This window comes from Microbacterium sp. X-17, from assembly GCF_039615055.1.
The window spans coordinates 464,340-478,584 of the sequence record NZ_JBDHNI010000002.1 but is presented as its reverse complement, the minus strand read 5'-3'; the positions used below and the strand labels follow the sequence as shown (position 1 = coordinate 478,584).

General features: G+C 70.8%; 12 protein-coding genes and 2 tRNA genes. 12 read left to right on the top strand and 2 right to left on the bottom strand.

Annotated elements, in window-relative coordinates; all coding sequences use genetic code 11:
* Positions 1-16: 16 nt before the first annotated feature.
* From ABCS02_RS10660 to ABCS02_RS10625, 8 genes are all read left to right on the top strand, one after another.
* Positions 17-1,000: an ABC transporter substrate-binding protein gene (locus tag ABCS02_RS10660; protein WP_345835614.1), complete on the top strand. Its 984-nt coding sequence runs from the start codon at positions 17-19 to the stop codon at positions 998-1,000.
* Positions 1,001-1,066: 66 nt separating this feature from the next.
* Positions 1,067-2,170 carry a glycerate kinase gene (locus tag ABCS02_RS10655; RefSeq protein WP_345835613.1) on the top strand — a complete coding sequence of 368 codons (1,104 nt, stop codon included), beginning with the start codon at positions 1,067-1,069 and terminating at the stop codon, positions 2,168-2,170.
* A 9-nt stretch (positions 2,171-2,179) separates the two neighbouring features.
* Positions 2,180-3,010, top strand: a complete 831-nt coding sequence (locus tag ABCS02_RS10650; RefSeq protein WP_345835612.1) for a site-specific DNA-methyltransferase — start codon at positions 2,180-2,182, stop codon at positions 3,008-3,010.
* Positions 3,011-3,132: 122 nt separating this feature from the next.
* Complete coding sequence (locus ABCS02_RS10645; RefSeq protein ID WP_345835611.1) at positions 3,133-3,993, top strand: hypothetical protein; 861 nt, start codon at positions 3,133-3,135, stop codon at positions 3,991-3,993.
* Positions 3,994-4,015: 22 nt separating this feature from the next.
* Positions 4,016-4,816 carry an inositol monophosphatase family protein gene (locus ABCS02_RS10640; protein WP_345835610.1) on the top strand — a complete coding sequence of 267 codons (801 nt, stop codon included), beginning with the start codon at positions 4,016-4,018 and terminating at the stop codon, positions 4,814-4,816.
* A gap of 330 nt (positions 4,817-5,146) precedes the next feature.
* Positions 5,147-6,157 carry a M23 family metallopeptidase gene (locus tag ABCS02_RS10635; protein WP_345835609.1) on the top strand — a complete coding sequence of 337 codons (1,011 nt, stop codon included), beginning with the start codon at positions 5,147-5,149 and terminating at the stop codon, positions 6,155-6,157.
* Positions 6,158-6,223: 66 nt separating this feature from the next.
* Positions 6,224-6,295, top strand: a tRNA-Thr gene (locus ABCS02_RS10630).
* A 25-nt stretch (positions 6,296-6,320) separates the two neighbouring features.
* A tRNA-Met gene (locus ABCS02_RS10625) sits at positions 6,321-6,397 on the top strand.
* 5 nt (positions 6,398-6,402) lie between these two features.
* Here ABCS02_RS10625 and ABCS02_RS10620 read toward each other — a convergent pair.
* A complete protein-coding gene (locus tag ABCS02_RS10620; protein ID WP_345835608.1) occupies positions 6,403-7,380 on the bottom strand; it encodes a helix-turn-helix transcriptional regulator in 978 nt (325 codons plus the stop codon).
* 179 nt (positions 7,381-7,559) lie between these two features.
* Between ABCS02_RS10620 and ABCS02_RS10615 the strand changes: the two genes are divergently transcribed.
* Together ABCS02_RS10615 and ABCS02_RS10610 are read left to right on the top strand one after the other, a co-directional pair.
* Positions 7,560-8,972: an amidase gene (locus ABCS02_RS10615; RefSeq protein WP_345835607.1), complete on the top strand. Its 1,413-nt coding sequence runs from the start codon at positions 7,560-7,562 to the stop codon at positions 8,970-8,972.
* Positions 8,973-8,987: 15 nt separating this feature from the next.
* Positions 8,988-10,574, top strand: a complete 1,587-nt coding sequence (locus ABCS02_RS10610) for an AMP-binding protein (protein ID WP_345835606.1) — start codon at positions 8,988-8,990, stop codon at positions 10,572-10,574.
* A 111-nt stretch (positions 10,575-10,685) separates the two neighbouring features.
* On the opposite strand, the gene ABCS02_RS10605 is transcribed toward ABCS02_RS10610, so the two are convergent.
* Positions 10,686-11,825 (bottom strand): amidohydrolase family protein, encoded by a 1,140-nt coding sequence (locus ABCS02_RS10605; protein WP_345835605.1) that lies wholly within the window; start codon positions 11,823-11,825, stop codon positions 10,686-10,688.
* A 196-nt stretch (positions 11,826-12,021) separates the two neighbouring features.
* On the opposite strand from ABCS02_RS10605, the gene ABCS02_RS10600 reads away from it, so the two are divergent.
* Together ABCS02_RS10600 and ABCS02_RS10595 are read left to right on the top strand one after the other, a co-directional pair.
* Positions 12,022-13,566 (top strand): MFS transporter, encoded by a 1,545-nt coding sequence (locus tag ABCS02_RS10600; RefSeq protein WP_345835604.1) that lies wholly within the window; start codon positions 12,022-12,024, stop codon positions 13,564-13,566.
* A 99-nt stretch (positions 13,567-13,665) separates the two neighbouring features.
* Complete coding sequence (locus ABCS02_RS10595; protein ID WP_345835603.1) at positions 13,666-14,208, top strand: excalibur calcium-binding domain-containing protein; 543 nt, start codon at positions 13,666-13,668, stop codon at positions 14,206-14,208.
* The last annotated feature ends 37 nt before the right edge of the window (positions 14,209-14,245 follow it).

The window sequence follows — 14,245 nt, the reverse complement described above, 5'->3', positions numbered from 1 at the left end:
CGAAGAGGAGAGTTCCATGCCCATGACCCGAGCAGCAGCACGACGGGCAGCCCCGTTGATCCTCGCGGCGGCGGCCGTCGCGCTCGCCGGCTGTGCCGGTGGAGCGGCGCCCGGCAGTCCGGCGCCCGCCGGCACCGGCGCTCCGGAGACGACGGCGATCACCTTCGGCATCCTGCCCACACCCGACTACGCACCGGTCCAGATCGCGATCGACAAGGGCTACTTCGCCGACGAAGGCCTGCAGGTCACGACGCAGGTCATCAATCAGACCGCCGGGCTCGGTCCGTTGCTCAACCAGAGCATGCAGGTGCGGGGCGTGCCCTGGACCCTGTTCGTCTCGAGCGTCGGTCAGAACGTGCCGATCGTCGCGATCGCGCCATCCGACGTGGGCGTTCTGAACCAAGGCGAGATCATGGTGAAGGCCGACTCGTCGATCCGGACTCTCGCGGACCTCGACGGCAAGAAGGTCGCGGTGATCTCGACACCCGGAAATTGCGACCTGATCCCGCTGAAGCAGCTGCACGACGAAGGGTCCGCGGCCAAGCCCAACTTCGTCAATCTCGGTATCCCCGACATGCCGGCGCAGCTGGTCCGCGGCGGGGTGGACGCGGCCTGCGTGCCTGAGCCGACCCTCAGCGCCCTGAAGGCCCAGGGCGGTTTCCGCTCGATCTACGACCTGTTCGCCGGCGACAACCAGAACTTCCCCATCGTCGGCTTCGTCGGGTCGAAGGCCTTCGTCGACGGCAACCCGAACACCGTCGGCGCGCTCCAGGGCGCTCTTGCCAAGGCCCGCGCCGATGCGGCCGCCGACGACGTTGTCGTCCGGGCGGCGTTGAAGGAGTACACCCAGGTCCCGCCCGCGGCGATCGACCACATGATCCTGCCGAGATACGTCGAGACCATGACCCCTCAGGAGCTCCAGGTCGTGGTGGACGCCGTCCGGGCAAGTGGGCTGGATCCCTCGGCCTCGATCCCGGCCGGCGCGCTCCAACTCGGATGACGGGCGGCGGCCGCCGCGCGGGATAGCCTTCGGGGGTCCGAACCACCGCCGACGCGGAGGAGCCCGATGAGCGTCGTCATCGCCCTCGACAGCTTCAAGGGCTCCCTCCGCGCGGCGGATGCCTGCGCCGCGGTCGCCGAGGGTTGGCGCGATGTCGACCCCGACGCGGTGATCGTGCTCCGGCCGATGGCGGACGGCGGCGAGGGCACCCTCGCCGCGTTCGCGGCGGCGGTCCCCGGAGCCGAGCCCATGCCGGTGCGGGTGGCGGGGCCGGACGGGGCGCGCATCGACGCGGCCTGGCTCCGGCTCCCGCCCGCACCCGACGCCCCCGGCGGGACGGGCGTCGTCGAGCTCGCCTCGACGTCCGGCATCGAGCTCCTCCACGGCCGGCTGCTGCCGTACGACGCCTCGACCCGAGGATTCGGTGAGGCGATCGCTGCGGCCCTCGACCACGGCGTCGACCGGCTCGTGCTCGGGATCGGATCCAGCGCCTCCACCGACGGCGGTGTCGGCCTGCTCACGGCCCTGGGGGCGCGGTTCGCGGATGCCGCGGGCGCCGCGGCGCCGCCCGGGCTGCGCGGCGTCGAACGCCTCGCGACCGTCGACCTCGCGGGTCTCCGGCCGCTGCCGCCCGGCGGCGCGGTCGTCCTCTCCGATGTGCGGGCGCCCCTCCTCGGTCCGGGCGGCGCCGCAGCCGTGTTCGGCCCGCAGAAGGGGCTTCGCGAGATCGACGCCGCGGATGCCGCGCTCGCGCGCCTCGCGGGGCTCCTTCCCGCCGATCCGCAGACGCCCGGCGCCGGCGCCGCGGGCGGCGCGGGCTTCGGCCTCCTCGCCTGGGGCGCGGTGCTGGTGCCGGGCGCGCCCGAGGTCGCGCGGCTCGTCGACCTCGCGGGGGCGGTGGCCGGGGCATCCTGCGTCATCACGGGGGAGGGGCGGTACGACGCGCAGTCCGCCACGGGCAAGGCCCCGGGCTTCGTCGCCGACCTCGCGGCGGCGCGCGGGGTGCGCGCGGCGCTCGTCGCCGGCGACATCCGAGCGTCGACCGAGCGCTTCGCCGACGCGATTGCCCTCACCGAGCTCGCCGGGTCGGCGGAGGCCGCGCTCGCGGAACCGAGTCGCTGGTTGCGCGCCGCGGGCCGCGAACTGGCCGCGCGGACGCGCCTCGCCTAATTTGGGGTCATGACGATCGCCTGGGACGCCGCCGGCGACGATCTCATCGTCGAGTCCGACAACCTCGAGTTCGTCCGCACGCTGCCCGACGCGAGCTTCCGCCTCATCTACCTCGACCCGCCGTTCAACACCGGTCGCACCCAGCAGCTCCGATCCGTCTCGGCGACGCGCTCGACGTCCGGCTCGCACGTCGGCTTCCACGGCCAGACGTACGACGTCGTCCGCCGCGTCCTCGCCGGGTACGACGACGACTTCGCCGACTACTGGGCGTTCCTCGAACCGAGACTGGAGGAGGCGTGGCGGCTGCTCGCCGACGACGGCACGCTCTACCTGCACCTCGACTACCGCGAGGTGCACTACGCGAAGGTCGTGCTCGACGCCCTCTTCGGGCGGGACAGCTTCCTCAACGAGATCATCTGGGCCTACGACTACGGTGCCCGCACGCGGAGCCGGTGGCCCACGAAGCACGACAACATCCTCGTGTACGTGAAGGACCCGCGGAACTACGTCTGGAACGGATCGGACGTCGACCGCGAGCCCTACATGGCGCCCGGTCTCGTGACGCCCGAGAAGGTCGCGCTCGGGAAGCTCCCGACCGACGTCTGGTGGCACACGATCGTGTCGCCGACGGGCCGCGAGCGCGTCGGATACGCGACGCAGAAGCCAGTCGGCATCCTCCGCCGCATGATCCAGGCGAGCACGCACGAGGGCGACTGGGTGCTCGACTTCTTCGCCGGCAGCGGTACGACCGGCGCGGCCGCACGCGAGCTCGGACGCCGCTTCGTGCTGGTCGACAGCAACCCCGAGGCGGTCGCGGTGATGCGCCGCCGGCTCGGCTGAACCGCATCGGTTTCATTCACAGGGGCGGGATGCTCCACAGACCCGGGATCCGGCCTGCCCCGCGACCGCCCGGCGTGCCAGGATGGGGACCGCGCGCATCGTCGCAGGGGAGAGGAGACGCCATGACCGCACCTCAACCGGGGCCGCCGGCTCCGCAGGGGAGGCCCGCCAGCGCGTCCGCGCTCCGCGCCGCCATCTGGGTGGCGATCGGGGCGCTCATCGCCGCGGCGATCGTGTGCGTCATCTGGGTCCTCGTCGGTGCGCAGAACGGCATCGTCGGCCGGGCGTTCCTCACGATCCTCCTGCTCGCCGCGTTCGCGGGCGTCGCGATCCTCGACGTCCATCTCGCCGCCCGCCGCCCCACCTGGTTCGCGCTCGTCAGCATGGGCAGCTGGATCGTGTCGCTCCTCATCGGGGCGTTCCTGATCTGGATGCCGCAGCCGCTGTACTCCTGGGGCGTCACGCGGCTCTTCTCGTTCCTGCTGATCGTGCTCGTCCTGCAGCTCGCGGTCCTGCATCTGCGCCTCTATACGCGGGCGTACCTGCGGCACCCGATGCTGTTCACCGCCATCGTCACGTGGGTCACGGTCGGCTTGGTCGCGGTGCTCGTGATCATGCTGGTCCTCCCGCTCATGCTCTGGGAGTGGGTCGACTTCCACGATGTGTATTGGCGGATCGTCGTCGCTGTGACGATCCTGGCGACCGTCGGCACGGCGCTCGTCCCGCTCGTGAACGCGCTGTTCGCGCCGCGGCGTCCGCGGCCCGTCGCGCCGCCGGCGGCGGCACCGGTCGCCTGGCCGACCTACGTCGACGGCGTGACGCCGTTGCCGATCCTGCCCGACGGCACGCCGGACTGGAACGCGTACTACACCGGGCATCCGACCTATGCGCCCCCGCCTGCCGGATCGGTCCCGCCGGCCCCGCACGCGCAGCCCGGGTACCAGGGCTATCCGCCGCCGCCCCCGCTCCCGCCGTCGTCCTGAGCCCGCGGGGTAGCGTGGACGGGTGACGACGTCCGCAGAGCCCCGTGACCTGTCCGTTCTCGCCATCGACATCGCCCGGGAAGCGGGGGGTCTCGCCGCCCGGCGCCGTCGCGAGGGTGTCGCGATCGCGGCGACGAAGTCCGGCCTCGCCGACATCGTGACGGAGGCGGACCGGGAGGTCGAGGCGCTCATCCGGGCCTGGCTCGCGGAGAGTCGCCCGTCGGACGGGTTCCTCGGCGAGGAGTCGGGTGCGAGCGAGGCGACGTCGGAGATCACGTGGGTGGTCGACCCGATCGACGGGACGGTCAACTACACGTATGGCATCCCGCAGTACGCGGTGAGCATCGCGGCGGTGTCGGGGTCCGCGGATCCCGCGACCTGGACGGCGCTGGCCGGTGTCGTCTTCAACCCCGCGTCGGGCGAGCTCTTTCACGCGTCAGCCGGTGGCGGCGCCTGGCTCGGGGACGAGCGCCTGGCCGTCGCCGAGCCCGGACCGGCCGGAGCGCTGCTCGCGACCGGCTTCGGCTACGACCCCGCGACCCACGCCCCGACCCTGGAACGCCTGGCGCGCGTCATGCCGCTGGCGCGCGACATCCGTCGGCTGGGCTCGGCCGCGCTCGATCTGGCGTTCGTCGCGGCCGGTCGACTGGACGGCTATTACGAGCGCGGCCTGCACGCCTGGGATCACGCGGCCGGGGCGCTGCTCGTCGACGAGGCGGGCGGCCGGACCGGGGGCGCGCCGCACGGGCGCCCGGGTCGGGAGATGACGATCGCCGCCGGACCGGGACTTTTCGATCGTCTCGCGGCCGCCGTCGCGGACTGACCGGCCGTAATACATGGCATTCCCAGCGCACCCCCGCTAGGGTTTATCCGTTCGTTATCTTCGCCGCTCGCGACGGGGATGATCATCTATCCGAGATGAGCCCGTCGCCGTTCCGGTGGCAAAAGATCTGAGACCCGCTGCGCCTTGACTTCTGAGAGCACGACCGAATCCGTCCCGACGCGGCGTTCACGACGCACCTCCCCGGCACCGGAATCGGCTCCCGTCGAGCAGCCCCTGACGCGCGCAGCCCTGCGCCGCGCCGCCCGGACGTCGCCCTCACCCGTAAGCGCCGGCCCGGAGCTTCCCCTCGACGCACCGGATGCCGTGACCATGGCCCCTGCGCCGGCGATCGCCGCCGCCCCGGTGCCCCTCGCGATCGCCGCCCCCGCGCAGCACGCCGCGATCGCCGCGCCGGCGCCGGAAGCCCTCGAGCCGGAAGCCGCAGAGCCGGAGGTCGACGAGTTCGCGTCGGCCGCCCGGCTCTTCTCCTTCACCGGCGAGGTCCCGACCACCCCGGTCGCCGAGGCCGCGGCCGAGCCGGAGCCTGCCCCCGACGCACCCGCGTCCGACGCGGTCGCCCGCGGCGGACGCCGCCGGCTGTCCGCGCGTCGCGCGGTGACGGCATCCTTCTCGGTCGGTGTCCTCGGCGTCGTGGGGATGCTGACGGTCGGCATGACGATGGCTCCGCAGGCCGTCGCGGCCGTGGCGGGCACGGACACGACGCGCGCGTCGTCGAACATCGTGGTCGCCGGCGACGTCCGGCCCGGTTCGGGTGACGAGATCCAGGCATACGTCGCGCCGGCGACCGTGCAGAACTCGAGCCTCGACCGCTCCGACTACTCGACGGGATCGATCGCGGCGACCGCGGCCTCCCTCGGGATCACGCAGACCTCGAACTTCTTCGTGAACAACCCGAACTCGCCGATCCAGTGGCCGTTCGCGGTCGGCGTCCCGATCAGCTACGGCTTCGGTTGGCGGACCGACGTTGACACGGGCACGGAGTTCCACGAGGGTGCGGACTTCACGCCGGGCAACGGCGCGCACGTGCAGGCGATCGCGGACGGCACGGTCCGCATCGCGACGGAGAACGGCGGGGCGTACGGTGTCACGATCGTCCTCGACCACCAAATCGACGGGCAGCTCATCTCGACCCGCTACGCGCACATGCAGGTGGGCTCGCTGCAGGTGAAGGTCGGCGACCGGGTGAAGGTCGGCCAGTACATCGGCCGCACCGGCGACACGGGCTTCTCGTTCGGCGCGCACACGCACGTCGAGGTGCTCGTGAACGGCATCACCCCGATCGACCCGATCGCCTGGCTGCGGCAGCACGCCGGGGGCTGATCGACGCGCTCGAGCGGCGCGGTCGCTCTGGTATTCTCGTCTAGTTGCCCGGGCGGATCCGGGCGCGCCCCGATAGCTCAGTGGCAGAGCACTTCCATGGTAAGGAAGGGGTCGTCAGTTCAATCCTGACTCGGGGCTCGCAGCATCCGACAGGATGCGACGCGGCAGGGTAGCTCAGTTGGTGAGAGCGCACGACTCATAATCGTGAGGTCGCGGGTTCAAGCCCCGCTCCTGCTACCAAAACCTCAGGCCCCGGAATCGGGCAGGCCGGCGAGGAGCAGCTCCTCGCGCACGGCCGTCGCCGCCAGCTCGGCTCGGGTGCGGCAACCCAGCTTCTGGAGCAGGTGCTCGACGTGGGTCGCCACCGTGCGGGTGGAGACGAAGATCCGCCGCGCGATCTCGGGGTTGGAGGCGCCGCCGGCGACCCAGTGGAGCACCTCCAGTTCGCGGATGCTGAGCCGGAACGGCGCGTCGACCTCCACCTCGGTGACCAGTCTCGCGTCGCTGCGGCACGCGATGACGTGCACACGATGGACCTTGCGGTCGGCGTCGATCCAGAGCGAGCGGCCCACCGGCGGACGCCCTCCGTTCGCGGTCAGAAGACGCCACAGGTGCCCGGTGTCGGACAGATGCGGACCCTGCTCGCGGAAGTCCAGGCTCGCGGGATCGCCGCTTCGGCTGATCAGACGGGCGGAGAAGGTCGGCGGCAGCCGACGTGCGAGGCTGTTCGGCTCCCGCATGAGGTCGAGGTCGTTCGCGAGGATCGGCATGAGCCGGGCGATCGCGTCCCGCCTCTGGTCGGTCGCCGCGCTGGCCTGGTTCCAGCTGACGTGCAGCCCGCCGACGTACCGGCCGCGCGCGAGCCGGAGGCTGGCCGACGCTCCTTCGTGGTACCCAGCCGGCGTGAGGAGGTCCTCGCCGGTCGCGGAATGCGCGAAGTCGATGTCCCAGTCGCGGCGCAGGTCCCGCCAGCGGAGCGGCATGCCCGCCGTCAGGGTCAGGCGGTGCACCGGATTCTCGAGAAAAGCGGATGTCGCGTGCCGGAGGACTTCTTCGGAGTAGCCGGTCGAGGCGAGGACGACGTGTCGATCGTCGGTGCGCAGGGGATCGAGCCCCACGAGCGTGATCGCATCGGGCTCGACGAATCCTCGGAGAGCCTCCAGCCAGGCATCCGCGCACTCGACGACGTCGGCATCGGGCGATATCGCCGTCGAGTGGATCATCGGGTTCACCTCGCAGCCCCACCGCTCCGTTGCGGAGGCCCTGTGCGTCGATGATACGAGGCCCGCGCCCGTCCCGTCGCCCCGTCGATATCGGTCGATTGACGGATATCCGTACGGATGCGCCCGATCCACGATGGGTTCCGCCGTATTCACGTGACACCCGATGGAGGGCGACGGACATGAGCGAGGATCTGTACCGCAGGGGTGCTGCGGAGTTGGCCGAACTGATCAGGACCGGGCAGGCGACCTCGGTCGACGTCGTGCAGGCCCACCTCGACCGCATCGAGGCCGTGAACCCCGAGCTGAACGCGATCACGACCGTGCTCGCCGACCAGGCGCTCGCCGAGGCGAGGGCGGCGGACGAGCGGCTCGCCGAGGGCGGTCCGGTCGGCCGGCTGCACGGCGTGCCGGTCACCGTCAAGGAGAACATCGACGTCACCGGCACGCCCACGACCTCGGGTGTGCCGGCGCTGGCTGAGGCGATCGCGATGACCGACTCCCCGGTCGTGGCCCGGATGCGCGACGCCGGGGCGATCGTGATCGGCCGCACCAACCTGCCCGACCTGGGCCTGCGGATCGCCACGGAGAGCTCCCTCAACGGGGTCACGAAGAACCCCTGGCATCCTGCTCGGACGGCGGGGGGGTCGTCGGGCGGCGAGGCATCCGCGATCGCGTCGGGGATGTCGCCGCTCGGGGTCGGCAACGACATCGGCGGCTCGCTGCGCAACCCCGCCCACTGCTGCGGCATCTCGTCCCTCAAGCCCACGACCGGGCGCGTCGCCCACGCCACGGAGATCCCGCCCGAGGACGGGGGCCTGTCCTGGCAGCTGATGCTCGTCAACGGACCGATGGCGCGCACGGTGGCGGACGTCCGTCTCGGGTTCCAGGTCATCTCCGGTCTGGATCCGCGCGACCCCGCCAGTGTTTCGGCGCCCCTGGAGTTCCCCGGCTGGGACGTGCCGACGAAGGTCGCGGTCATCGCCGAACCCCCGGGCGGACGCACGGACCGGGGCGTGGCCGAGGTCGTGTGGAATGCCGCCGCGCATCTCGCGGATGCCGGCTACGAGGTCGAGGAGATCACCCCGCCCGAGTACGAGGCCGTGCTCGAGCTCTGGAGCGACTTCCTGATGACCGAGCTGCGACTGATGCAGCCGACGCTCGACGCCGTGCTCGGTGACAGCGGGAAGCAGTTCCTGTTCGCGGCGCTCGAGGATGCCCGCGACCTGGACCTCGCCGCGTACGCCGGGCTCTTCGCCGAGCGGCGGCGTCTGCAACGGGCGTGGGCCGCCTTCCTGGCGGAGTATCCGGTGATCCTCTCCCCGACGTGGAGCCAGCCCGCGTTCGAGCACGGCTGGGACGCGCAGTCGACCGAGAACTCGCTCGCGACGCTGGAGCTCCTCCGCCCGGTCATGCCGGCGAACGCCCTCGGCCTGCCGGCCGCCGCCACCCCCGGCGGCATCGCCGACGGGATGCCTGTGGGCGTGCAGCTGATCACCGCGGCATTCCGCGAGGACCAGGCCCTTCGCGCGGCCGCCGTGATCGAGGATGCCGTCGGCCTCACCCGCCCGGTGGATCCCTTCGTCAACTACTGAGCCCAAGGAGAACCCTTGTTCCGCAGCCGGTATCCGGACGTCGAGATCCCCGACGTCTCGATCCACGACTATCTCTTCGCCGACCTCGACGGCGAAGCGCTCGATCGGATCGCGATCGTCGACGGCGCGACCGGGGCCGAGACCACCTACCGGCAGCTGGTCGCCCAGATCGGTCTGTTCGCGGGCGCGCTCGCGGCTCGCGGCATTGGGATCGGCACCCGCGTCGGCGTGCTCTGCCCCAATGTGCCCGCCTTCGCCACGGCGTTCCACGGCATCCTCCGGGCCGGGGCCACCGCGACGACGATCAACTCGCTGTACACCGCGGAGGAGATCGCGAACCAGCTGGAGGATGCCGGCGCGGACTGGCTCGTCACCGTGTCGCCCCTGCTTCCCGGTGCCCGGGAGGCCGTGGCGCGGCGGGGCATCCCGGCCGACCACCTGATCGTGCTCGACGGCGTCGCGGGGCACCCGAGCCTGGGCGACCTGCTCGGGGAGGGCCACGCGGCGCCGGACGTGGGTTTCGACCCGGCCACGCACCTCGCCGTGCTGCCGTATTCGTCCGGCACGACGGGGCGCCCGAAGGGGGTCATGCTCACCCACCGCAACCTCGTCGCTAACGTCGCACAGCTCCGCCCGGTGCTCGACGTCCGGGGCGCCGACCGCGTGCTCGCGGTACTGCCGTTCTTCCACATCTACGGCATGACCGTGCTGCTCGATTTCGCCCTCCGTCAGCGCGCGGGACTCGTGACCATGCCGAAGTTCGAGCTCGCCGAGTTCCTGCGGGTCATCGCCGCGCACCGCACGACGTGGGTGTTCGTCGCCCCGCCGATCGCGGTCGCGCTCGCCAAGCATCCGATCGTGGATCAGTACGATCTGTCCTCCGTGCGCGTGATCTTCTCGGGCGCCGCGCCGCTCGACGGTGCGCTCGCGGCGGCGGTCGCCGCGCGGCTCGACTGCCAGGTGGTGCAGGGCTACGGCATGACCGAGACCAGCCCCGTGGTCAGCCTGATCCCCGCGGATCGCACCGAGATCGATCGGTCGTCCATCGGCCCCCTGGTGCCGAACACCGAGGCGCGCCTCGTGGACCCGGATGCCGGCACGGACATCGCGCCGCCCGACGAGGGCGCCAGTGCGCCCGGCGAGCTGTGGGTACGCGGTCCGCAGGTCATGGCGGGGTACCTGAACCGTCCCGAGGCGACCGCGGAGATGCGGGATGCCGACGGCTGGCTGCATACCGGCGACATCGCCACCGCGACGGCCGACGGCGTCTTCCGTATCGTCGATCGGCTCAAGGAGCTGATCAAGTACAAGGGCTACCAGGTCGCGCCCGCGGTGCTGGAGGCGGTGCTGCTGGAGCATCCGTCGATCGCGGATGCCGCGGTCGTCGGTGCCGCGGACGAGGACGGCCAGGAGGTGCCGAAGGCGTTCGTGGTCCGACAGCCGGATGCCGAGCTGTCGGCGGGCGACGTCATGGCATTCGTCGCCGCGAGGGTCGCGCCGCACGAGAAGGTTCGTCAGGTCGAGTTCATCGACGTGATCCCGAAATCCAGCTCGGGAAAGATCCTCCGCAAGAATCTTCGCGAAGTCGGCAAACACCTCTAGCCGGCGCGGTTCTCGCGCGTTACACTAAGCACACGGCGGGCGGAAGCCCCTTAGAGCCTGGCAGTCTTCCTGGACGGTGAGACGCCAGGCTCACGTATTTCTCCCCGCAGTTCAGGCGCCCCAGCCGGCGTGCGGGACGAGTTCCTCGGCCTCGTCGAACACCTCGCCGCGGTCGCGCGTGCCGTCGGTGATCCGGCTCCACGGGGCCCGCAGGCCCTTCTCGCGACGCTCGGTCTCGATGTCGTCGTTCTCGAGGAGCTTCCGGCGCTCGTCGATGTCGATGCCGTGGATGCGCGCCATGTTCTCGCCCATGATCTTCCGCTTGATCTCCGGGGTGACCTCCGGGTATCCGCCGTCGAGCATGTCCTGGGGCATCTCGAAGTCCATGAAGGCCTCGATCACCGGACGACCGTGGGAGAACGAGCATCCGGTGGCGAACAGCAGCTTGTCCTCGCCGCCCATGAGCAGCAGTTCGCCCATGATCTGGGCGAACTTGCGCTTCTGGCTCATCGCGTAGTGCGCCGTGACCTCCATGTTGATGTACATGTTGGGGTAGCGGGCGATCTGGAAGGCCGACTCGTCGAGGAATGCCATCCCTCCGTGCACGACCTCGAAGGTCAGGTTCGGGAAGTCGCGGGCCGCGTAGTCCATGTCGCCGACGCGGTAGGGATCCATCGGGGTGACGCCCAGCGGTGCGGCCTTGTGGACGGCGACGGACTTGATGCCGATGTCCTCGATGTGCTGGAGGATCGGGTACAGCTCATCCTTGTCGGCGAGGGACATCGACTTGAACTCGCCGTCGATGAAGTCCGTCGGGTAGAACTTGACCCCCGAAAGCCCGTACTCCTCGTGCTGCCGGTCGATCTCGTCGATCGAGGCCTGCACGCCGAAGAACGTGCTGATGGGGCCGTAGAGGAGCGTGCGGTTCGGGTACCGCTTCTTGATCTCGTAGCCGATCGTGATGGGCGAGTAGTCCTTGAAGATGCCCGGCATCGGAACGCCGTGGAACACGCCCATGTCGGTGTAGCTCTCGTTGAAGACCGCCGAGATGAGGGTCTCCACGCCGGGCAGGGAGTGGAACCACTCGCCGCGCCGGTACTGCTCCGGCATGATCGACGTCTCGTAGCCGTAGTCGCCCTCCACGACAGGCTGCACGAACTTCACGGTCTCGGGTGTGGCCGCGCCATCCACTCGGCGGTTGTCGAGTGCGTGGATGACGGAGTCGATGACGAACACGTCGTTGTATGACATCTGTGTCAGCTCCTGCGTGTGAAATCGGATGTTACCCACACGCTTGCCCCGAGCCGCCCGCCCGTCACTGGCCAAGTGGCCAGAACGCCCCACGGTGAGGAGGCCGGGCTGTGAGGGTCGCGTCGAGGCTCTGAAGCGGATCGGTCACTGGAACGGACGGCTCGGGTCTCGGGGAGCCGCGGCGTTAGCGTGAAGGGTGACCGAAGAGTCGATATCCGCCTCCGATTCGACGGCAGCGAGCCGGGAGGCCGGCGCTCTCGCGGATGCGGCGCCCGGCGCCGATGCTGCACCGCTCACCCCCGGGCAGCGGAGGCTGAGGTACTGGGTCGTCGTGGGCGTCGCCGCGCTCACGGTGCTCGACCTCAGCAAGATGAACGTCGCGCTGCCGGCGATCCAGGCCGGGGTGCAGGCCGGGCCCACGGAGCTCCAGCTGATCATCGCGGGGTACATCCTGACCTTCGGGCTCGTTCTCGTGCCCGCCGGACGGCTCGGCGATCAGCGATCCCGCCGGACCCTCCTGCTCGTCGGGCTCACCCTCTTCCTGATCGCGAGCATCGGGTGCGCGCTCGCGCCGAACGCCGGCTTCCTGTTCGCCGCGCGCGTCGTGCAGGGAATGGCCGCCGGCCTGCAGATGCCGCAGGTGATCGGCCTCATCCAGCAGCTCTTCCGGGGCGAGGCCCGAGGCCGGGCCTTCGGCCTTTTCGGGGCCACGATCGGCGTCGCGACCGCGATCGCGCCGACCATCGGCGGGCTCCTCATGGTGATCGGCGGCGGAGCGGATGCCTGGCGCGTCATCTTCTGGGTCAACGTCCCCATCTGCCTCACCGGGATCATCCTCGTCGCGCGGTTCTTCCCGCGTTCCCGCCCCGCATCCAAGAGTCGGGTGGACCTCGACATCCTCGGGGTCGTGCTGCTCGGCCTGACCGTCGTGTGTCTGATGATCCCCTTCCTCTTCACGACCGGAGGACCGCAGGACGACCCGAACCGGTGGTGGTTCCTGGCCGGGTCGGCGGTGTTCCTGTTCTGCTTCCTCGCGTGGGAGCGGCGGTATGAGTCGAGAGGCCGGACGCCGCTGATCCGGCTCGGGATGTTCGCGGTCGGATCGTTCCGCAACGGCGTCCTCGTCGCATCCGCGTTCCTCGCCGCGATGAACGCCACGCTGGTCCTGACGCTCATCTACCTCCAGGTGGGCGTGGGTCTCGTCCCCGTTCAGGCGGCCCTGGTCGTCGCCGGCTTCGCGCTCTCGGAGGCGCTCGCGTCGTGGTTCGGCGGAACGCTCGTCGCGCGCTACGGACGGACCCTCGTGATCACCGGGCTGACCTCGATGCTCGGGATCATGGCGGCGCTCGTGCTCGTCGCCTGGTTGAGCGCCCCCGACGTGCTCCCCTGGGCGATGGCGATCGTCCTGACGATCGGCGGGCTGGCGTCGGGCATCATCCTCGCCCCGAACCAGACCCTCATGCTCTCCGAGGTGCCGATCACCGAGGCGAGTCTGGCGGGCTCGATCGGCCAGCTCGGCCAGCGGATCGGAACCGCGATCGGCGCGGCGATGGTCCTCGCGTCGTTCTACGCGATCGCCTCGACGCCCGGCGGCGGGACGGACTCGCACCAGGCCCTCGGCGGGTACGCCGCCGGCATGGCGGGTGCGGCCGCGATCACGGGGCTCGGCGTCGTGGCCGCCGCGTTCGACATCGCCGGCCAGCGTCGCGCCCGCCGCGCCGCGGCGAGGTCGCGTCCCTGAAACCGCTAGGCTCGGCACCGTTCACCGTGGGGAGTGATTCATGACTGTTGACGTGCTTCTTGTGCAAAGGCTGCTGACGCCGATCCGCGGGGCCGAGCAATGAGGAAGGCGCTCGCGATCGTCGCTCTTCTGAGCGCCCTGGCGCTCGCCGGATGCTCGACCAACGTCGCACGTCCGGCACCGTCGGCGCCCGCGCAGGTCGCGGCACCGAACGTGACCGGACTCGCTGGTGACGTCGCCCGCGACGCGATCCAGGCATCGGGACTCGCCGTCGAATGGGACTCGGATCGTGCCGTCGTCCTGCCCTCGAACTGGACTGTCGTGGGGCAGGACCCGGCCGCAGGTACGCTGGTCGCGGCAGGAGGGAAGGTCACCCTGAAGGTGACCAAACCCCAGCCCGCGACTCCTTCACCGGTACCGGTCGAACCCTCGCGGCCGGTGGTCCAGGAGCCGCAGCAGGTGGAACAGCCGCCTGCCCAACAAGCGCCGGCGGAGCAGCCGCCCGCGCAGGCTCCGTCATCGAACGTCTCCTATAAGAACTGCGATGCGGTGCGTGCCGCCGGGGCTGCTCCGCTCTACCGCGGTCAGCCCGGATACACCGCCAAGCTCGACCGCGACGGTGATGGTATCGCCTGCGAGTAGCCCGCCGCGCAGCGGCGAGGTCCCGCCCCTGACCCGG

Excerpts from the sequence above, each read along its gene's own strand:
- ABCS02_RS10660 (WP_345835614.1), top strand. The coding sequence starts at position 17 with ATGCCCATGACCCGAGCAGCAGCACGACGGGCAGCCCCGTTGATCCTC.
- ABCS02_RS10655 (WP_345835613.1), top strand. The coding sequence starts at position 1,067 with ATGAGCGTCGTCATCGCCCTCGACAGCTTCAAGGGCTCCCTCCGCGCG.
- ABCS02_RS10650 (WP_345835612.1), top strand. The coding sequence starts at position 2,180 with ATGACGATCGCCTGGGACGCCGCCGGCGACGATCTCATCGTCGAGTCC.
- ABCS02_RS10645 (WP_345835611.1), top strand. The coding sequence starts at position 3,133 with ATGACCGCACCTCAACCGGGGCCGCCGGCTCCGCAGGGGAGGCCCGCC.
- ABCS02_RS10635 (WP_345835609.1), top strand. The coding sequence starts at position 5,147 with ATGGCCCCTGCGCCGGCGATCGCCGCCGCCCCGGTGCCCCTCGCGATC.
- ABCS02_RS10620 (WP_345835608.1), bottom strand. The coding sequence starts at position 7,380 with ATGATCCACTCGACGGCGATATCGCCCGATGCCGACGTCGTCGAGTGC.
- ABCS02_RS10615 (WP_345835607.1), top strand. The coding sequence starts at position 7,560 with ATGAGCGAGGATCTGTACCGCAGGGGTGCTGCGGAGTTGGCCGAACTG.
- ABCS02_RS10605 (WP_345835605.1), bottom strand. The coding sequence starts at position 11,825 with ATGTCATACAACGACGTGTTCGTCATCGACTCCGTCATCCACGCACTC.
- ABCS02_RS10595 (WP_345835603.1), top strand. The coding sequence starts at position 13,666 with ATGAGGAAGGCGCTCGCGATCGTCGCTCTTCTGAGCGCCCTGGCGCTC.